At 71.7% G+C, this 18,969-nt stretch carries 16 protein-coding genes; 3 read left to right on the top strand and 13 right to left on the bottom strand.

Going from position 1 to position 18,969, the window contains the following annotated elements:
- Window positions 1–929: 929 nt before the first annotated feature.
- Window positions 930–1,976, bottom strand: coding sequence for a uroporphyrinogen decarboxylase (gene hemE, locus ASE20_RS20855; protein ID WP_056896505.1), 1,047 nt, complete (start codon window positions 1,974–1,976; stop codon window positions 930–932).
- Between the two features lie 69 nt (window positions 1,977–2,045).
- Here hemE and ASE20_RS20850 point away from each other — a divergent pair, with 69 nt between their 5' ends.
- Window positions 2,046–2,660 carry a DUF3000 domain-containing protein gene (locus ASE20_RS20850; RefSeq protein ID WP_056896504.1) on the top strand — a complete coding sequence of 205 codons (615 nt, stop codon included), beginning with the start codon at window positions 2,046–2,048 and terminating at the stop codon, window positions 2,658–2,660.
- Window positions 2,660–4,033, top strand: a complete 1,374-nt coding sequence (locus tag ASE20_RS24480; protein WP_082612720.1) for a ribonuclease D — start codon at window positions 2,660–2,662, stop codon at window positions 4,031–4,033. The genes ASE20_RS20850 and ASE20_RS24480 overlap by 1 nt, the downstream gene beginning before the upstream one ends.
- On the opposite strand, the gene ASE20_RS20835 is transcribed toward ASE20_RS24480, so the two are convergent.
- The 9 genes from ASE20_RS20835 to ASE20_RS20795 all read right to left on the bottom strand — a co-directional run bounded on the left by ASE20_RS20835 (window position 3,922) and on the right by ASE20_RS20795 (window position 15,298).
- Window positions 3,922–5,361 carry an extracellular solute-binding protein gene (locus ASE20_RS20835; protein ID WP_056896501.1) on the bottom strand — a complete coding sequence of 480 codons (1,440 nt, stop codon included), beginning with the start codon at window positions 5,359–5,361 and terminating at the stop codon, window positions 3,922–3,924. The genes ASE20_RS24480 and ASE20_RS20835 overlap by 112 nt on opposite strands.
- 191 nt (window positions 5,362–5,552) lie before the next feature.
- Entirely contained in the window at window positions 5,553–6,158 is a 606-nt protein-coding gene (locus tag ASE20_RS20830; RefSeq protein ID WP_056896500.1) for a hypothetical protein, read from the bottom strand.
- 59 nt (window positions 6,159–6,217) lie between these two features.
- Window positions 6,218–10,054: an ATP-dependent RNA helicase HrpA gene (hrpA, locus tag ASE20_RS20825; protein WP_056896499.1), complete on the bottom strand. Its 3,837-nt coding sequence runs from the start codon at window positions 10,052–10,054 to the stop codon at window positions 6,218–6,220.
- Between the two features lie 33 nt (window positions 10,055–10,087).
- Window positions 10,088–10,705 carry a hypothetical protein gene (locus ASE20_RS20820; RefSeq protein ID WP_056896498.1) on the bottom strand — a complete coding sequence of 206 codons (618 nt, stop codon included), beginning with the start codon at window positions 10,703–10,705 and terminating at the stop codon, window positions 10,088–10,090.
- Window positions 10,702–11,208: a SigE family RNA polymerase sigma factor gene (locus ASE20_RS20815; protein ID WP_056896497.1), complete on the bottom strand. Its 507-nt coding sequence runs from the start codon at window positions 11,206–11,208 to the stop codon at window positions 10,702–10,704. Before ASE20_RS20815 ends, ASE20_RS20820 begins: the two co-directional genes overlap by 4 nt.
- A gap of 82 nt (window positions 11,209–11,290) precedes the next feature.
- On the bottom strand, window positions 11,291–11,731 hold the full coding sequence (locus ASE20_RS20810; protein ID WP_056896496.1) for an SRPBCC family protein: 441 nt from the start codon (window positions 11,729–11,731) through the stop codon (window positions 11,291–11,293).
- 83 nt (window positions 11,732–11,814) lie between these two features.
- On the bottom strand, window positions 11,815–12,912 hold the full coding sequence (locus ASE20_RS20805) for an FUSC family protein (RefSeq protein ID WP_056896495.1): 1,098 nt from the start codon (window positions 12,910–12,912) through the stop codon (window positions 11,815–11,817).
- 23 nt (window positions 12,913–12,935) lie between these two features.
- Entirely contained in the window at window positions 12,936–13,772 is an 837-nt protein-coding gene (locus ASE20_RS20800; RefSeq protein ID WP_056896494.1) for an SDR family NAD(P)-dependent oxidoreductase, read from the bottom strand.
- The gene (locus ASE20_RS20795) at window positions 13,769–15,298 is read right to left on the bottom strand and encodes a flavin-containing monooxygenase (protein WP_056896493.1); all 1,530 of its coding nucleotides are present in this window, start codon (window positions 15,296–15,298) and stop codon (window positions 13,769–13,771) included. Before ASE20_RS20795 ends, ASE20_RS20800 begins: the two co-directional genes overlap by 4 nt.
- 50 nt (window positions 15,299–15,348) lie before the next feature.
- On the opposite strand from ASE20_RS20795, the gene ASE20_RS20790 reads away from it, so the two are divergent.
- Window positions 15,349–15,942 (top strand): TetR/AcrR family transcriptional regulator, encoded by a 594-nt coding sequence (locus ASE20_RS20790; protein ID WP_056896492.1) that lies wholly within the window; start codon window positions 15,349–15,351, stop codon window positions 15,940–15,942.
- A gap of 77 nt (window positions 15,943–16,019) precedes the next feature.
- Here ASE20_RS20790 and ASE20_RS20785 read toward each other — a convergent pair whose 3' ends face one another.
- The 3 genes from ASE20_RS20785 to ASE20_RS20775 form a co-directional block, all read right to left on the bottom strand.
- Window positions 16,020–17,003, bottom strand: coding sequence for a hypothetical protein (locus ASE20_RS20785; RefSeq protein WP_157538593.1), 984 nt, complete (start codon window positions 17,001–17,003; stop codon window positions 16,020–16,022).
- A gap of 256 nt (window positions 17,004–17,259) precedes the next feature.
- Window positions 17,260–17,541, bottom strand: a complete 282-nt coding sequence (locus tag ASE20_RS20780; protein ID WP_056896490.1) for a hypothetical protein — start codon at window positions 17,539–17,541, stop codon at window positions 17,260–17,262.
- A gap of 70 nt (window positions 17,542–17,611) precedes the next feature.
- Window positions 17,612–18,955, bottom strand: coding sequence for a threonine/serine ThrE exporter family protein (locus ASE20_RS20775; RefSeq protein WP_056896489.1), 1,344 nt, complete (start codon window positions 18,953–18,955; stop codon window positions 17,612–17,614).
- Window positions 18,956–18,969: the final 14 nt, after the last annotated feature.

Below are 18,969 nucleotides of genomic sequence, written 5' to 3'. Positions count from 1 at the left end.
GCGTAGGCGGTCGCGACACCCGCGGCGTTGTCGACGTCGGCGATCTGGTCGCCGGGCTTGGGTTGGGAGTACCAGACCCCGTTGTGTCGCTGGTTGCGTTCGATGCGGTCCTGCTGGGTGGTGGTGTCGGCCTCGATGATCTTGGCCTCGGCGATCGCGAGGATCCGGTTCGGTGCCTGACCCAACGCTGCAGCGACCGCGACATCGACGATCCGGGCCTGGTCGCGGGTGAGCTTGCGCGACAGGGCCGCGACACGGCGCACCACCCAGGTCTCACACTCGAGCTTCTGGGCGCCTGCCCACACGAGCGGGAGCCGGTGCCGCAGGTCCAGAGCGTCGGCCAATGCCCGTCGGGTGGCGCCGACGCCTTCGCAGCGGGCGATGGCGATCTCGTCCAACGCCAGGTCGCTGATGCCGGGGGTGCCCTCGCCGCCGGGGTGGACCAGCTTGGGTCCACCGCGCCGGACCGGCACGGCGCCGGGCTCGGCTTGAGGGTCGCCGGAGAACAGNCTCGAGGAGGACCTGGAGTGCTTCGATCTCGACCAGGCGGCGTTCGGTCACGAGGTCCTCGGCGCGCGCCAGCAACGAGGCCGGGGCGTGGGTCGAGGGGTCCGAGATCATGGGTCCATTCTACTCGAACGCCTGTTCGAACGCTACTGGGGAGTGGGTTCTCCACAGGGCACTTTGGCCAGTGTTCTAGCGGGTTCCGGGCCCATGCGCTGGTCTGCAAGCCGACCGGCGGACCCGCCCATCCACCCAGCCCTCTCGTCGCTGCCGCTTGAAAACCCGACCCCGCGACCAACGGAACCCGAAGGAGAAGTCCCAGCACCGACCACAGAGGTTTCGAGGCTCGGCGCCAGGGCGCCTCGCACCTCAACCAGCGAGGGCGACGGTCGCTGCCCGAGATCGCACCTCAACCACTGCGCGGCTCAACCCAGCGGGTAGCCCTGCACGAACTCGGTGAGCCGCGCGAGCTGGTCCGGGTCGGTCGACGGGATGACCCCGTGGCCCAGGTTGAAGATGTGACCGCGCGCCGCTCGTCCAGCCTCGATCACCTCGGCCGCGCGCGCCGTCATCACGTCGGTCGGCGCGAACACGAGCGTCGGGTCGAGGTTGCCCTGCACCGAGCGGTCGCCCACGACGGGGATGGCCCGGTCGAGGGGGGTGCGCCAGTCGACGCCGACGACGTCGGCACCGGCCTCCCCCATCAGGTCGAGCAGGTTCGTCGTACCGACGCCGAAGTGGATCTTCGGCACCCCGAGCTCACCCACCCGCGCGAGGACCCGCGCCGAGTGCGGCTGCACGTGGCGGACGTAGTCGCCCGGCGTCAGGGCGCCGGCCCACGAGTCGAACAGCTGGATCGCCGACGCGCCGGCGGCGACCTGGGTCTCGAGGAAGACCGCGGAGATGTCGGAGATCTTGCGCATCAGCGCGTCCCACACGTCGGGTGCACCAAACATCAGCGCCTTCGTCTTGGCGTGCTCCTTCGACGGCCCGCCCTCGACGAGGTACGACGCCACCGTGAACGGCGCCCCGGCGAACCCGATCAGCGGGGTCCCGCCGTTGATGCCGGCCAGCTCGCCGACGAGGTTCTGCACCGCCGCCGTGATGTAGGGGATCTGCTCCGGAGTGAGGTCCGGGATCGCCGCGACGTCGTCGAGCGTGCGCACCGGGGCGGCCACGACCGGGCCGACACCGGGCTTGATGTCGAGGTCGACACCGACGGCCTTGAGCGGCAGCACGATGTCGGAGAAGAAGATCGCCGCGTCGACGCCGTACCGGCGCACGGGCTGGAGCGTGATCTCGGTGATCAGCTCGGCGTTCATGCACGACTCGAGCATGCCGACGCCCTCGCGCACCTTGAGGTACTCGGGCAGCGAGCGCCCGGCCTGCCGCATGAACCACACCGGGGTGTGCGGCACGGCCTCCCCGCGGGCGGCCTTCAGGAACGCGGAGTCGCGGAGTGCAGTCGTCACGGGGTCAGCGTCTCAGGTGAACGGCGTGGGACGCACATCGATCCGGCCAGTCGGGCCTAGGGTGACCTCATGGTCGCCCGGCAAGAGACGCACCAGGGGTCCGGCGCTGCCGGCACCCCTCGGGAGTTCACCCAGGCGGTCGACAGCCTCCGCGCCGCGACCTTCCGGCCCGAGGTGTTCTGCGAGGAGATGCCGGCGCCGCAGCGGATCGCGCCGTACGCCACCGCCCTGTCGGCCGACGTCACCGTCGACGACGAGGAGGTCGCGACCGGACGCCTCGTGGTGCTGCACGACCCGGCGGGCAACGACGCGTGGGAGGGCACCTTCCGGTGCGTGGCCTACTGCCGCGCCGAGATCGACAGCGACCTCGCGACCGACCCGCTGCTGACCGACGTCGGGTGGACCTGGCTGACCGACGCACTCCAGGCGCACGGCGCCGAGTACGTCGCCGAGTCGGGCACCGTGACCCGGGTGGCGACCGAGAGCTACGGCTCGATGGCGGGCGAGGCGGGCAGCGCGCAGCTGGAGATCCGTGCCTCCTGGACGCCCGTCGAGACCACCGACCTGACCGCCCACGCCGAGGCGTGGGGCGAGCTGATGTGCACCGCCGGGGGCCTGGAGCCGGTGCCGGACGGGGTGGCCGTGATGCCCTCCCGTCGTGGCCAGCGGGGCGGCGCCGTCTGATGGCTGAGCAGCCGGAGGAGCCGGGCAACGACGACGTGGAGGAGACAGCTCCCGTCGAGCTGCTCACCCTCGCCGACGGCCTGCCGCCGGTGATCGACACCCCCGACGCGCTCGCGGCCTACTGCGCCGCCATCGCCGCCGGGTCGGGTCCGGTGGCGATCGACGCCGAGCGGGCGTCGGGCTACCGCTACTCCAACCGCGCCTACCTGATCCAGGTCAAGCGTGACGGCGCCGGGATCGGTCTGATCGACCCGATCCCGTTCGGCGACCTCACTCCCCTGGCCGACGCGATCGGCGACGCGGAGTGGATCCTGCACGCCGCCACCCAGGACCTGCCCTGCCTCGCCGAGGTCGGCCTGCGCCCGGCCGCGCTCTTCGACACCGAGCTCGCCGGGCGGCTGCTCAACTACCCGCGCGTCGGGCTCGCGACCCTCGTCGAGGTGCTGCTCGAGCGCCAGCTGCTCAAGGAGCACTCCGCCGTCGACTGGTCGACCCGGCCGCTGCCCGAGCCGTGGCTGGAGTACGCCGCCCTCGACGTCGAGGTCCTGGTGGAGCTCCGCAACCTGCTGGCCGCCCAGCTCGAGGAGGCCGGCAAGGCCGACTGGGCGCGTCAGGAGTTCGAGAACCTGCGCGGCTTCGAGCCGACCGTGCGCGTGGACGCGTGGCGGCGTACGTCGGGCCTGCACAAGGTCCGCGGGCGCCGTACCCTCGGCGCGGTGCGGTCCCTGTGGGAGACCCGCGACCGGATCGCCCAGGAGCGCGACGTCACGCCGGGCCGGCTGATCCCCGACTCGGCGCTGGTCGCCGCGGCGACCGCGATGCCGACCACCCGCGGCGCGCTGATGTCCACGCAGGGCTTCCACGGCCGCGGGGCGTCGCGCTACGCCAACGAGTGGCTGGCCGCGGTCAAGGAGGCCGCGGAGATGCCCGAGGACGAGCTGCCGACCCGGGTCTCGCACGGCGACGGTCCGCCGGCGCCGCGTGCGTGGGCCGACAAGGACCCCGTCGCCGCCCGCCGCCTCGACCTGGCCAAGGTCGCGATCGCGAAGATCGCCGAGGAGCACTCCCTCCCGCTGGAGAACCTGCTCACTCCCGACACGCTGCGCCGCACGATGTGGACGCCGCCGCGCACCCGCGAGCCCGTCGAGCTGCTGGAGGCGGTCATCGACCAGCTCCACGCCCTGGGCGCGCGCAGCTGGCAGGTCGGGCTGACCGCGCCGGCGCTGAGCCGGGCGATCCTCGACGCCGAGGCGCCGAAGCGTCAGTCGCGCTCGCGGTCGTCGGTGGCCGAGGAGGACGCCGACGACGAAGCGGTGCCCGACGGCGACGTACCGTCCGACGAGCCCTCCGACGGTGCGTCCGACGGCTCGTAGTCCGGGTCGAGCAGCGAGCGCGACTTCTCGTCGATCGCCAGCAGGGACTCCCGCAGGTCCTTGAAGAACGGCGTCGTGAGCAGGTCCTCGATGTCCGGGTCGACCAGTGCGCGCAGCTCGGCACCCTGCTGCATGAGCGGCGACGGCACGATGCTGCGCACCGCGTTGGTGAAGACCACCGCGTGCTCGGGCATCAGGTCGGGCTGCAGGAACTGGTCACTCAGGGCGACCGTGCGCTTGGCCGGCTCGATGTAGCCGGTCTCGGCGAGCGTGCCGACGGCGTCGTCCTCGACGAGATAGCTCAGGAAGTTGGCGGCGGCACCGGTGCGACTGGCCTTGCCGCGCGACAGGCAGATGCCGTTGAGGTCGCCGACGGTCTGCGCGGAGCCGAGGTTCGGCATCGGCATCACGTCGAAGTCGACGCCGGATGCCCGCAGCTGCGGGGTGAGGTTGCGGAAGCCGGCGATCATGCCGAGCTTGCCGCGCTCGAACCACTTCAGCGCCGGGCGCTGCGCGAGCTGCTTGGTCGACAGCGTGAGCCGCGGGTCGCGCAGCAGCTCGAGGGTCTGGCGCAGGGCGTCGACCGAGCCGTCCTCGCCGAGGGTGAGGCTGGTCGGCTCGTCGGCCTCGTTGAAGACCTGGCCGCCGCCGGAGTAGATGAACGGCGCCAGCCCGCGCAGGGTCGGGTCGATGTGGACGCCGCGGGTGTTGAGGCGCGGGCGGCTCGCGAACTCGGCGGCCGCCCTGAACTCGGCGAAGTTCCACGCGAGGTGGTCGGGCTTCGGGACCGGCAGGTCCTCGGCCGCCATCGCGTCGAAGTCGACGAGCTTGGTGTTGTAGTAGATGACCATCGGCGAGACCGTGTAGGGCATGCACTGCAGGTCGTTGTCGACCGAGAACGCCTCGACGGCCTCCCGGGCGAAGTCGTCACCGATCGGGATCTCGCGCTCGGCGACGAGGTCGAGCAGCGGCAGGTTGCGCTTCTCCGCGATCGTCTCGGCCAGCTCGGAGCGCGGCAGCAGGTAGAGGTCCGGCTTCGCCCTGCCCGAGCGCACGTCGGTCAGCATCGCCGCGACCGTCGGCCAGGACGAGATGGTGACGTTGGTGTCCAGGCTCTTGGCGTTGTAGGTGTCGACCACCGACTGGTAGGCGGCGATCTCCTCCGTGGTGCCCCACACGGCGAAGTCGAGCTCGGTCAGCGCCGGCTCGCTGGGCCGCGGGCGAGGAGTCTTCTCCTCGGTGCCCTCGGCCAGCACCATCATGCCGATCAGCACCGTCACTGCGACGACGACGACCACGGCACCCGTGCGCCAGTCGAACCGAGCCACGCGCGTTCCCTCGCTCTCCCCGCCCGTGGCGGAATCCTCGGCCACCCTACCCAGACGTCTGCTGACGCCTCGTGGTGGAACCGGGAGATCGAGCACACCGGGCCGGGAGCGCCTCACGGCGCAGGGCCGCTCGTAGCGGCTTGTTTTTGGGACCCGGGGCTGCCGCGACCCGGCGTGCTCGACTGCCTACTCTAGTCGGTCGACCCCAGTCCGCGCGCCAGCTCCACATGACCCGCCGCCTCGAGCTGCTCGGCGAGCGCCAGCATGCGGCGTACGTCGGCGTCGGCGACCTCCGCCAGACCGGCTCGTCCGGCCGCCACCACCCGCGCGAACGCGGCCGCACGGAACAGGACGTCGGCGAAGTCGCTCGACGCGATGCCGCGCAGCACCTCGTCGACCATGTGACGAAGCTCATCGGGGCCGGGCGGGTCGGCGACGCCCGCGACCACCTGGGCGAACTCCGCGCTCGACCGGCCCGCGTCGAACTGGCGCGCGACGCCGGCCGGGTCCGCGTAGACCCACGACCGGAGGAGGTAGAGGCGCCACAGGCAGCCGGCGAGCGAGTCGGCGGCGGCGTGCGACCAGACCTCCGCGATCGCCTCGATGCCCTCGGTGTCGGCGAGGTGGACCAGGCGCTCGGCGACGTCGGCGTCACCGCTGTCGTGGGCGCCGCGGACCAGCAGCACCGCGGCACGCTCGGCGGCCTCGGTCACCAGGGCGGGATCGACGCCGTCCTGCTGCTCGTCGAAGAAGGCAGCCTCCCGCGGGACGGGCTTGTGGTGGGGGCGGTCGGCCATCGGACCAGCCTAGTGCCGCCTGGTGCCGCCTGGTGCCGCCTGGTGCCGCCTCGAACCGCTCAGCCGAGCGCGTCGAAGGCCTTGCGCAGGCGTACGTCGGAGACGGGGCCGTCCACGCCGAGCTGCTGCGCCCACTGCGAGACGCGGTACTCCTCCAGCATCCAGCGGATCGCGCGCAGCCCTGCCCCCGGCGGGCGCCCCTCGGGCAGCGCGTCGACACGCGCCAGCCAGGCCTCCTGCATCGGCTGGACCAGGTCCATCCGCTGCCGGTCCTTGGCCAGCGCAGCGGGGCCACCGTTCTCGAGCGCGGTACGACGCTCGCGCATCGCCGCCAGGTAGGTGCGGTGGCGTCGCAGCCGCGTCGTGCCCGCCTCACCGACGAAGCCGTCGAAGACCAGCCGGCCGAGCTGGCCCTGCAGGTCGGTGAGGGCCGGCAGCAGCGGGAGGTCGGCGCGGCCGCTGAGCAGCCGGTCGACCTCGCGCCACACCTCGAGCACGCGCAGCAGCTCGGCCAGGGTGGCGCGCACCTCGCTGGCGGCGCTCGTGCGCAGCGCGGCGAGCAGGGCGTCGTACCCCTCGCGGGTGCGGACCGGCTCGCGGGCGTCGACGGCGTCGACGACGACGGCGCGGAGGCAGTCGGCGAGCAGCGCCTGCGTGGACGGGTACGGCGTGCCGGCGAGGCCGAGCTTCTCGGCGTTGGAGAGCGCGTCGGCGATGCCCTTGGTCGGGCCGTTGCCGAGGGCCAGGAGGAGCAGGCGCACCACGCCGAGCCGGTGGCGCGCGTCGCGCTCGTCGGCAGATCCGGAGACCTGCAGGCCGACGGTCGTGCCCTCGTCGACCAGCCCGGGGAAGGCCTCGACCTCGTGGCCGGCGCGGGTCCAGGTCGCGGTCACCGGGATCTCGTCGAAGACCCAGTCGGTCTCGCCGGTGCGCGCGACCCCGGAGTCGGAGGCGACCGCCGCGAGGGCCTCGTCGAACTGCGGCTGGAGCGGCGCCTTGAGGTCGGCGAGCGACTTGCCGCGGCCCTGCACCCTGCCGCGCTCGTCGACGACCCGGTAGGTCGGCGAGAGGTGCGCCGGCAGCGCGGCCAGGTCCCACGCGTCGCGCGGCACGTGGATGCCCGTCGTGGAGCGGAGGTAGCGCTCGAGCGCGCCGAGCAGCGCCTCCTCCCCCGCAGGTACGGCGGCGAGGAACTCGCGCGCGGTGTTCGGCGCCGGCACGAAGTTCACCCGCAGCGCCTTCGGCAGGCCGCGGATCAGCTCGACCACGAGCTGCTCGCGCAGTCCGGGCACGATCCACGAGAAGTCGTCGTCGTCGACCCGGTTGAGCGTCGACACGGGGATGTCGATCGTCAGCCCGTCGTCCTGGGCGCCCGGCTCGAAGTGGTAGCTGATCGGGAAGGTGAGCCCGCCCGCGACCGACCACTCCTCCGGGTAGTCGGCCTCAGAGACCTCCTCCGCGGCGTCGTGCGTGAGCATCGCGGGGTCGAAGGTCAGCAGGTTCGGCTGCTTGCGGCGCTCGTCGCGCCACCAGCGGTCGAAGTGCGCCCCGCTGACCGCGTCGGCGGGCACGCGGGCGTCGTAGAAGTCGAAGAGGGTGTGCTCGTCGACGACGAGGTCGCGACGCCGGGCGCGGTGCTCGAGCTCCTCGGCCTCCTCGAGCAGGCGCTTGTTGTCGCGCAGGAAGTGGTGGCGGGTGTCCCACTCGCCGTGGACCAGCGCGTGCCGGATGAACAGCTCTCGAGACAGCTCGGGGTCGATCCGGGCGTAGTTGACCGGACGGTCCGCGGCCAGCGGCACGCCGTAGAGGGTGACCCGCTCGTTGGCCATGACGGCCTGCCGCTTGCGCGACCAGTGCGGCTCGGAGTAGGACCGCTTCACCAGGTGTGCGCCGAGGCGCTCGGCCCATTCGGGCTGGATCTCGGCGTTCTGGCGGGCCCAGAGCCGGCCGGTCTCGACGAGCTCGCCGGCCATCAGGAACTGCGGGTTCTTCCGCGCCAGTCCGCTGCCGGGGAAGATCGCGAAGCGCGCGCCGCGGGCGCCGAGGTACTCCCGCGGTCCCGGGCGCCGGCCGTCCTTGCGGGCGCCGGGCCCCGACCTGCTGGACTTCTCGCGCTCCTCCAGCAGGCCGACGTGCGACAGCAGCCCGGACAGCAGGGCCTGGTGGATGCCGTCGGCGTCGGGGACGTCGCCCGGGGCCTCGAGCCGGACGCCCATCTCCTTGGTGACCTGGCGCAGCTGGGCGACGAACTCCTGCCACTCCCGCACCCGCAGGTAGTTGAGGAACTCGCGCTTGCACATCCGGCGGAAGGCGCTGCCGGAGAGCTCCTTCTGCTGCTGGCGCAGGTGGTTCCAGAGGTTGAGCCAGGTGAGGAAGTCCGAGCGCTCGGCCTTGAACCGGGCGTGCAGCTGGTCGGCCTGCGCCTGCTCCACCGGGTGGTCGGCACCGGGCCGCTCACGGGGGTCCTGCAGCGAGAGCGCCGCCACGATGACCAGCACGTCGCGCACGCAGCCGAGGCGCTCGGCCTCGAGCAGCATCCGGCCCAGCCGCGGGTCGATGGGCAGCCGTGCCAGCCGCCGGCCCGTCTTCGTCAGATCGCCCTTCGCGGAGACCGCGCCGAGCTCCTCGAGGAGCTGGACGCCGGCCTGCACGTTGCGGCGGTCCGGCGGCTCGACGAAGGGGAAGCGCGCGATGTCACCGAGGCCGAGCGAGGTCATCTGCAGGATGACCGAGGCGAGGTTGGTGCGCAGGATCTCGGGGTCGGTGAACTCCGGACGCGCCTCGAAGTCCTCCTCGTCGTACAGCCGGACGGCGATGCCGGCCGCGACGCGACCGCAGCGGCCCGAGCGCTGGTTGGCCGAGGCCTGGCTGATCGGCTCGATGGGCAGCCGCTGGACCTTCGTGCGGGCGGAGTAGCGCGAGATGCGGGCCACGCCGGTGTCGATGACGTAGCGGATGCCGGGCACGGTCAGCGAGGTCTCGGCGACGTTCGTGGCCAGGACGACGCGGCGACGCGACCCCTTCGCCGGCGCGAAGACCCGGTGCTGCTCGGCGGCCGAGAGCCGGCTGTAGAGCGGCAGGACGTCGACTCCCCGAATCCCGTCTCCCAGCGGGGCGAGCGCCTCGGCGGTGTCGCGGATCTCCCGCTCGCCGGGCAGGAACACGAGGATGTCGCCGGGGCCCTCGGCCGAGAGCTCCTTGACCGCGTCGACGATCGCCTCGGTCTGGTCCCTGACGATCGGCTCCCCGTCGGCGTCGTCCTCCGGCAGGTCCATCAGGGGGCGGTACCGGATCTCCACCGGATAGGTGCGGCCGGACACCTCGACGATCGGCGCAGGCTCGCCCGTCCGGACGTCGGCGAAGTGCTGGGCGAAGCGCTCAGGATCGATCGTCGCGCTGGTGATGATGATCTTGAGGTCGGGGCGCCTGGGCAGCAGCTGGCGCAGGTAGCCCAGCAGGAAGTCGATGTTGAGGCTGCGCTCATGGGCCTCGTCGATGATGATCGTGTCGTAGCGGCGCAGCAGGCGGTCGCGCTGCAGCTCGGCCAGCAGGATGCCGTCGGTCATCAGCTTGATGCGGCTCTGCTTCGACGTCTTGTCGGTGAACCGCACCTGGTAGCCGACCACGTCGCCGAGCTCGGTGCCGAGCTCCTCGGCGATCCGCTCGGAGACCGAGCGCGCCGCGATCCGCCGGGGCTGGGTGTGGCCGATCATCCGCGGCCGGCCGTCCTCGCCCGGCGTACCGCGGCCCAGCTCGAGGCAGATCTTCGGGAGCTGGGTGGTCTTGCCGGAGCCGGTCTCGCCCGCCACGATCACGACCTGGTGGTCGCGGATCGCGGCGGCGATGTCGTCACGGCGGGCACTGACCGGCAGGTCGGGCGGGTAGGAGATCTTCACAGCGGGGACATTCTCCCACCCGCACGTCAGCGGTTAAGGGCGAGTGCCGCCCCAGGCGACCTCCGCCGGTCGCTCGTCGGCCCCGTTGAGGGTGAACAGGTGGACGTGGCCGTCGACCTCGACCGCGAGCTGGTGCACCGTGCCCGCCTCGGCCCACCGGGCCCGGTCGGCGCCACGGACCTGCGCGTCCTCGCACGTCCATCCCCGCGGGCAGGCCTCCGCGCCACTCGCCCGCCACGAGTCGGAGGTGCCGACCGAGAGCCATCCCAGGGGCCCTGACACGCGGTCCACCAGCGCATCGGTGATCCACCGGAGCTGGCGCACCGTGATCGCGGGCAGCTCGTCCTCCCGGCTGCGCGTGGGGGCGGCGAGCTCGCGCACCCTCGCCTCCAGGTCGTCCCGCAGGTCGGCGGGCGCACCCGGCTGGATCGTCGCCGGCTCCCCCGCCACGGGAGGTGCGCTGTCGGTGTCGAGCGCGGACCAGGCCAGCCCTCCGGCCAGCGCGACGGTGAGCACGCCGCCCGCGAGCGTCGTACGACGGCGGCGCAGCCGTGCCCGCCCCCGGACCAGGTCGCCGTCGGCGTCACCGGGTGGTGCCTCGAGGCCCTCGGCGAGGCGGTGGATCTGCTCGGTCAGCTGGGCCTCGGTCATCGGTGGTCTCCTGTCGCGTCGGCGGGGACGAGGACGTCCCGCAGTCGGGCGAGAGCGGCGGAGGTCTGGCTCTTGACGGTGCCGGGGCTGACGCCGAGGTCGGCGGCGGTCTCCTCGACCGACAGCCCCCAGTAGTGCCGCAGCACGACCACCCGGCGCTGGCCCGGCGGGAGCTCACGCAGCGCCTGCCAGAGCGCGTCGGAGTCCTCGTGCGTCAGCGGGTCGGCCTGCGCGCGGTCCTGGATCTCGGCGACCACCTCGCGACGCCAGCCGCGGGCGCCGTCATCGAGGAAGGCGTTGAGCACGCTGCGGCGGGCGTAGGCGTCGACGGAGTCGGCCCGTCGTACGCGCGGCCACGAGACGTAGAGCTTCGCCAGCGCCTGCTGGACGATGTCCTCCGCCCGGTGCGGGTCACCGCACAGCAGGTACGCCGTGCGGTGCAGCCGCACCCGTCGCGACGCGACGAACTCCGTGAACTCCGCATCTCGTCGTCGAGTGCCCACCGCCACCTCCGTTGTCTCTCACCCTGCAGGACCGGGGCCGGAGCGGATCGGTTGGCTCGCGCGACCGACTTTCTCGGCGGACTCAGAGAGCCAGCACGTTGCGCACGAGCGTCTCGCTCGTGTGCTTCACGGCGATGCCGACGACCGGCTTGACCGCCGCCGCGATCGCCTTGCCCGCAGGTCCGCCGGGCAGGGTGTAGCTGACCCAGGCGTCGACGCGGGTCCGGTCGCCGCCGAGGTCGGTGAAGCTCCAGCGCTGGGTGGTCTGGATGCCCTTGACCGAGGTCAGCTCGATCAGTGCGTCCTGCTCCCAGGCGGTGCACCGGATGCGGGCCTTGAGCGGCACGCCGACCTTCATGATCCCGTCGTACTGGGCGCCGACGCCGTGGAGCTGGTCGGTGACCGGGGCGATCTTGGTCAGGCCGTACATCCAGTCCTTGGTCGTGGTGAAGTCGTCGACGTACGCGAACACCTTGCTGACGGGCGCGTCGATCTCGACGCTCTGCTCCACGACGTTGGTCACGGCGGGGATTCTGGCACGCGAAGCATGGGTTGTCGGGCGAAGCAGAGCTGGTGGCGCCACATGCGCGAGCGGAGCGAGTGCCGTCAACGCGGCGGCGGCAACGCGTCGGTCGCCTCGAGCTGGCCCATGCCGGTGACCATCAGCAGGTCGGCGACGATCGCGCGCAGCTGCGCGAGGATCGCCTCGGCGGTGAGCACCTCGCTGCGCTCGACCTGGCCCGTGGCAGCACCGACCGAGAGCAGCGCGTCGCGTGCCTCGACGGCCAGGCGGTCGGCCGCGAGCTCGCCGGCCACCGCCTCGGCGGCGTCCGCGAGGTCGGAGGCGACGAGGGCGTACGACGACGGCACCGGCCGGCGCCGGTAGGCCGCGATCGAGACCTGGCGCACGAGCACCCGGGTGCTGCGCAGCGCACGGTCGAGCGGGTCGACCAGCTCGACCATCCGGCGCAGCGGCTCGCGGTGCCGGACGCGGAAGGGCGAGGAGCTGACCACCGACATGCCCTCCTCGGCGGCGGCCTGCAGCTCGCGGATCAGCCGGTCCGTGGTCCGGGCGTCGGCGAGCAGCTCGAGCGCCGGGGTGACCTCGCCGTCCACCATCACGTCGGAGGCGGCCCGCAGCAGCTCGGCGATCTTGCGGGCGACCACGGCTGCCTGCTCGCGCGGACGGCGCAGCGGCGCGGCCGGCACGACCATCGCCGCGACGAGGGCGACGGCGCCACCGACGACGGCGTCGGTCCAGCGCAGGAAGGCGCCGTCGGCACCGGGCAGGAGCAGGGTGACCACGATCGACTGGACCGCGGCCTGCGAGACGAACATGATCCCGGCGTCGAGCAACAGCGCCATCGACATCGAGAGGAAGACGATCAGGCCGAGCTGCCAGGCGCCCGAGCCGATGCCCGCGACCAGGACGTCGGCCATGAACACGCCGATCGCGACCCCGAGGGTCACCTCGACGACACGACGCAGCCGCTGGCCGTACGACGTACCGAGGCACAGGACCGCGGCGATGGGCGCGAAGAACGGCAGGTCGTGACCCAGCAGGTCGTAGGCGACGAACCAGGCGACCCCGGCCGCGATCGAGCACTGCGCGACCACCCACAGCTTGTCGCGCCAGCGATCGATGCGGCCGCGCAGCGACAGGCGGCTGCGCGACCACATCCGATCGAGCGACGACGCCTCCATGGAGGCGAGGCTAGCGGCCCGGCTCAGACGACCTTGGTCGGGAGCACCCGCTTCGAGACGATGGCGATGACGTCCTCGTAGCGCGAGCCGGTGAACTTCTGGAAGTTGTGCAGGGCGTGGGCGTCGAGGCCGACGAGCACACGGGCCTGGTTCTTCGTGATGCCCCTGACGATGATCTCGGCGGCGCGCTCCGGCGTCATCCGCGCGAGCTTCTCGTCGAACAGCTTCGCCGTCGCGGCCTGGTCCTCCTTCTCGGAGACCCGGGCGCTGCGGGCGATCGCGGTCTTGATGCCGCCGGGGTGCACGGAGGTCACGCCGACCTTGTGGCCCGCGATGAGCATCTCCTCGCGCAGCGCCTCGGTGAACCCGCGGACGGCGAACTTGGTCGCGTTGTAGGCGCTCTGGCCCGGCATCGCGAGCAGGCCGAAGAGCGACGACAGGTTGACGACGTGGCCGTCGCCCGACGCGATCAGGTGCGGCAGGAACTCCTTGGTGCCGTAGACGACGCCCCAGAAGTTGATGCCGACGATCCACTCCATGTCCTCGTAGGTCAGGTCGACCGCGTCACCGGCCAGCGCGACGCCGGCGTTGTTGATGACGACGTTGACCTGGCCGAAGTGGGCCGCGACCTCGGTGGCGTACGACGCGAAGGCGGCCTTGTCGGCGACGTCGAGACGAGCGGTGTGCACGTCCGGCGAGCCGGCCTTGATCGCGAGCTCCACGGTCTCCCCGAGGCCGGCCTCGTTGACGTCGGACAGCGCCAGACGGGCACCCTTGCCGGCGAGGTTCACCGCGAGGGCGCGGCCGATGCCCGAGCCCGCACCGGTGATGACGACGACCTTGTTGTTGAGGTTCTTCACGAGGTGACCTTCTCCTTGGAGTGACGGACGGGCTCGACGTCGTACTTGTCGACGTCGAAGGTGCTGAGGTGCTGGCGGAACGTGAACGTCTGGCCGGGCCAGAGCGTGGTGTTGTTGCCGAACTTGTCGAGGTACCAGCTGGCGCAGCCGCCGGTCTGCCACACGGTCGGCTTCATCCTGCGGCGGATCTCGGCGGTCCACGCGTCCTGCGCGGCCTGCGTCGGCTCGATGACGCCGAGGTTCTCGCGCCGCATGGCCTTCGCGGCCTCCACGACGTACCGGACCTGGGACTCGATGATGAAGATCATGCTCGAGTGGCCGAGGGCGGTGTTCGGGCCGACGAGCTGGAACAGGTTGGGGAAGCCGTGGATCGTCGTCCCCTTGTAGGCCGCCATGCCGCCGTCGTCCCAGACGTCGGCGAGCGTGCGGCCGTCACGGCCGGTGATGTGCTGGGCGATGGGCGGCTCGGTGACGTAGAAGCCGGTGGCGACCACCAGCACGTCGATCGGGCGCTCGGTGCCGTCGGCGGTGACGATCGCGTCGCCGGTGATCCTGGCGATCGGGTCGGTGACGAGGTCGACGTTGTCGGCGTCGAGCGCGGGGTACCACTTGTTGGAGATCAGGATCCGCTTGCACCCGGCGCGGTACGCCGGCGTGACCTTCCTGCGCAGCTCCGGGTCCGTGATGCCCTTGGCGATGTTGCGCCTGCCCTGCAGCTCGACCGCACGCATCGCCTGCGGGAACCTCGCGAACGCCGGAACGCGCGCCTCGAGCGTGCCGTAGACGATCGACCGGAGGGCGCGCTGGACGCCGGGGACGTTCTTGAACACGGCCTTCTCGAAGCCGGTGAAGGCGCGCTCGTTGCGCGGGATCACCCAGTTGGGCGTGCGCTGGTAGACGTCCATGTGGCCACCCGACCCAGCAAGGACCTTCTGCAGCTCGGGGACGAGCTGGATGGCCGAGGCGCCGGTGCCGATGACGGCGACGCGCTTGCCGGTCAGGTCGACGTCGTGGTCCCAGCGGGCCGAGTGGAAGATCTCGCCGCGGAAGTCGTCGATGCCCTCGACCTCCGGCAGGCGCGGCTCGGAGAGGCCGCCGGAGCCGGAGATGACCGTACGGGCGGCGTACTCCTGCGGGCCGTCGGGACCCTCGGTGCGGACGACCCAGCGCTGGTCCTCCTCGCTCCACGTGGCGTCGACGACCGCCGTACCGAAGACGAAGCGGTCCAGGGTCCCCGAGTCCTCGGCGACCTTGCGGGTGTACTCCCAGATCTCCTGCTGCGGCGAGTAGACCCGCGACCAGTTCGGGTTGAGCGCGAAGGAGTACGAGTACAGCTGGCTCGGGACGTCGCACTCCGCGCCCGGATAGGTGTTGATGTGCCAGGTGCCGCCGACGTCGCTGTCCTTCTCGATCACGACGAAGTCGCGCTCGGCGGCCTCGTCGAGCTTGATCGCGGCGGCGAGACCGGCGAAGCCGGCGCCCACGACGAGGTGGTCGACGTTCCTGCGACCCGGAGTTGCACTCATGGCGAGGACGCTATTGCCACTATTGAACATGTGTCAATAGACTGCGTCGCGTGACGGCCACCACCCGCACCCGCCTCTCCCCCGACGAGCGCCGGACGCAGCTGCTCGAGCTCGGCTTCCGCCTGCTCGCGACCCGCTCGCTCGACGAGCTGTCCATCGACCTGCTCGCCGAGGAGGCCGGCATCTCGCGCGGGTTGCTGTACCACTACTTCGGCACCAAGCTGGGCTTCTTCGAGGCCGTCGTCCAGCACGCCGCCGACGACCTCTACGCCCGGACCGCCCCCGCCCCCGACGGCGAGCCCCTCGAGCGCCTGCTCCACTCCATCACCGGCTACGTCGACTACGTCATCGCCAACCAGGCCGGCTACCGCTCCCTGGTCAAGGCCGCCTCCGGCAGCAACGACGCCCTCCGCGCGATCTACGAGACCACCTTCACCGCCCTCGCCGACCGCTTCTTCACCGCGGACACCGGCACCCTCGACCTCCCCGACACCCCCGCCGTCCGGCTCGTCATCCACGCCTGGCAGGCCATGGTCGAGGACCTCGTCCTCACCTGGTGCGAGACCCCCGCCGGCCTCACCCGCGACGACCTCATCCACGTCATCACCGGCGCCCTCCCCGCCCTCATCGACCACCTCCCCTGACCCACGAGGTGTGCCTCCTAGGGGCGCGAGGCGTGAGGTTTTCGGGGTCGAGGTGTGAGGATTGGGGGTCCGAGAAGTCACCGATCGCGGGCCTTCCTCCGCCGGTACGACGGATGGTCGGGTCCACGCGAGTAGATCCGCTTGGCCTTGTCCGCGGGAGCGCGGGAGGCCATCGCCGCCACCAGCTCCTGCAGCCACACGGCCCGCGCCTGCTCCCCGAGTCCGTCCTTGCGCACCACGATGACGATCCAGCCGGCCCTGCGCAGCGCATCCCTGCGCAGACGATCGTGCTCACGGTCCTCCTCGGAGGTGTGGAACTCCTCGCCGTCGTACTCGACGGCGATGCGCAAATGGGCATAGGCGTTCTCGGTTCGCACCCTGCCCCACTCGGGCAGGAGGCTCCAGACCTGCGGTTCCGGAAGCGGCAGGCCGGCATCGTGAATGATCAGACGGATCCATGACTCCGCTTGGGAGTCGGCCTTGTCCGTCGAGAGCGGAATGAGCTCGCGCAGCTGGATCACGCCTCGATGACGTACGAAGCGAGGCAGCATCGCTCGCAATTCCTGCTCGGAGATGCCATGGACTCTGCGGAACTCGTCCAGGGCGGCAAGGGCCCGGAGTCGTCCGCGTAGTCGAGCGATGTCACAGACGGTACGAACAGGGGTCGTCACCCGCACGCCGTGGACCATCATGATCTCGTCAGCGCGCAGGTCGCGCTTGCCGCCGAACACCTCGGGGCGGCGCGACCCCTCGTGGCCGTCCGTCGACACCACATCGAGACGCGGCACCAGGTCGAGCTCTGCAAAGTCCAGGAGGTCGACTCCGTGCAGCCAAGCGGCGCACAGGTCGCACACCACTGCATGCTCAGGCAGCACCAGAGCGGCCGCCTTCGCGCGCAGCACCAGGGTGTCTGGTTCGGCGGCGGCGACGTACACCGAATGGAGCGGCTGCCGGACCAGACCGTGGGCGAGCAGGTCCCGCAGCCGGTCGCGGGAGAGACCCCGCTCCATCGCCATCGCTGCAGTGAACGGAGAGCCGTGGAAGGAGTCGAGGATGTCCATGCCTGCAGCGTGGCCGCAGCGACGCACCCCCATCGCAGGTCGTCGCCGAGACTGTGGACACTGCACTTCCTCCACAAGGCCACAGCGCCAAGGTGGCTGTTCCTGTTGTCAATGGCGATACCTCGATCCGCCGCACCTTGGCCATCTCGAACCCCCATTCCTCACACCTCGCGCCCCCATTCCCCACACTTCGCGGGAAAACGGAGCGAGCCGGGCTCCCGCTCGGGGAACCCGGCTCGTCAGAGCCCGTGGGGGATCAGGGGAGGGTGGACGCGACGTCCGGGCACTCCTTCTTGACGGCGTCGAGGAACTCGTCCTCGCTGCCCTTCGCGTCCTTGTTGTCCTCCGCCCAGTCGAGGAGGGCCTTGGAGGCCTTCTCGGCGGCCGCGGCGTCGCCGGACTTGACGGCGTCCTGGGCGTCCTGGGCCAGGCCGCAGTACTCCTTGGCCAGCTTCTCCTCGTCGGCACCGCCGCACGCGGAGAGCGACAGCGCCGCCGCGAGGACGATGCTGCCGAGGCCGAGGGTGGTCTTCTTCATGTGTTTCTCCTGTGCTGCAAGCAATGGTCGAGGCGGGAGCCTGCCACCGCAGCGCGAGATGAAACGTGTTTCACGAACTCCGGCCGCGCCGGCGCTTCCGGACCGACCGGGTCACGCCGACGAGACGGGGGCCGGCGAGGCGGGCCTCGACGCGGCGCGCCTCGCGCAGGACGGGCTGGGCGACGTACTCGCCGAGGATGACGCCGGAGGCGAGGGCGATCGCGACGGAGGCGGCGGTGACCATCGCGAGCAGGCCCTGGGCGACCTGCTGGCCGCCGTCCTCGGCGAGGAGGAACAGGCCGCGGTAGATCGACAGTCCCGGCAGCAGGGGTACGACGGCCGAGACCACCACGACGAGCGGCGGCACCCGGAACCGGCGCCCCACGGTGTAGCCGAACAGGCCGATGAAGAAGGCCGCGACGCCGACCGCCCAGGGGCGACCGAAGCCGGCCTCCCCGATCGATTCGGTCGCCGCGATCCCCAGGCCACCGAGGACGCCGACGGGCACGAGGGTCCGCAGCGGCGCGTAGCAGGCGAACGCGAAGGCGGCCGCCGCCACCCCGCCGCCGAGGGCGGCCGAGGTCACGCCGGCGAGGTCGAAGCGTGGGAGCGCCAGGCTCGGGATCTCCAGCCCCACCGTCGCAGCCACGGACAGGCCGCCGCTGACGCCGGCGATGATGCCCGCGGTGGCGAGCACCGCCTCGAGCACACGGGCACCACCGGTGACGAAGAACCCGGAGAGAGCGTCCTGGATCGCGCCGACGAACCCGATGCCGGCGAGCAGCATCACGATGTTCGCGGTCACCACGAGCGAGGCGTTGAGGTGGACCCACGGCTCGGCCAGCCGGGTGCCGAGGGCGGCGAGCAGCGTGGCGACGACGCCGCCGGCGACCTGCTGGTAGAAGCCGGGCAGCCGGCGCCGGGTCATCACCAGCTGCAACCGGTCGATGCAGATCGCGGCCAGCATCGCGACCAGGACGACGACGAAACCGCCACCCAGCTGCAGGCCGACGCCGCCGCACATCACGCCGACACCGAGGGTCGCGGCCCAGCGCGGCCGGGCGTGGCCCGACGACACGATCTGCCCCAGCTCGGTGCGCGCGCCCTCCAGGTCGGTGCGCCCGGCGACCACGTCACGGACGAGGTGGTCGACGCGGGTCAGGTCCTCGTAGTCGATCTCCCGCTGGGTCACGGCGCGCAGCTGGACGACCGGCGGTTCGTCGGGTCCCTGCTGCACGCTCATCGCCAGCGCGGTGAAGGTCACGTCGACCTGCGTGTGCCGTACGCCGAGCGCGCGGGCGAGCGCGCGCATCGTCGCCACCACGTCGGGCGCGCCGGCGCCCGAGGACAGCAGCACCTCCCCGACCTTGAGGCAGAGGTCGAGCGTGCGGTGCAGGGTCCGCAAGTCGTCCATGCCGCCATGCTGAC

This window comes from Nocardioides sp. Root240, from assembly GCF_001428825.1.
In the GTDB taxonomy this organism is placed as follows: Bacteria; Actinomycetota; Actinomycetes; order Propionibacteriales; family Nocardioidaceae; genus Nocardioides.
The sequence above is the reverse complement of the archived record's forward strand: the minus strand, read 5'-3'. Positions and strand labels throughout refer to the sequence as shown.

Coding starts and splice junctions, on each gene's coding strand:
- ASE20_RS20850 (WP_056896504.1), top strand. CDS start 2,046: ATGGTCGCCCGGCAAGAGACGCACCAGGGGTCCGGCGCTGCCGGCACC.
- ASE20_RS24480 (WP_082612720.1), top strand. CDS start 2,660: ATGGCTGAGCAGCCGGAGGAGCCGGGCAACGACGACGTGGAGGAGACA.
- ASE20_RS20830 (WP_056896500.1), bottom strand. CDS start 6,158: ATGGCCGACCGCCCCCACCACAAGCCCGTCCCGCGGGAGGCTGCCTTC.
- ASE20_RS20820 (WP_056896498.1), bottom strand. CDS start 10,705: ATGACCGAGGCCCAGCTGACCGAGCAGATCCACCGCCTCGCCGAGGGC.
- ASE20_RS20805 (WP_056896495.1), bottom strand. CDS start 12,912: ATGGAGGCGTCGTCGCTCGATCGGATGTGGTCGCGCAGCCGCCTGTCG.
- ASE20_RS20795 (WP_056896493.1), bottom strand. CDS start 15,298: ATGAGTGCAACTCCGGGTCGCAGGAACGTCGACCACCTCGTCGTGGGC.
- ASE20_RS20785 (WP_157538593.1), bottom strand. CDS start 17,003: ATGGACATCCTCGACTCCTTCCACGGCTCTCCGTTCACTGCAGCGATG.
- ASE20_RS20780 (WP_056896490.1), bottom strand. CDS start 17,541: ATGAAGAAGACCACCCTCGGCCTCGGCAGCATCGTCCTCGCGGCGGCG.
- ASE20_RS20775 (WP_056896489.1), bottom strand. CDS start 18,955: ATGGACGACTTGCGGACCCTGCACCGCACGCTCGACCTCTGCCTCAAG.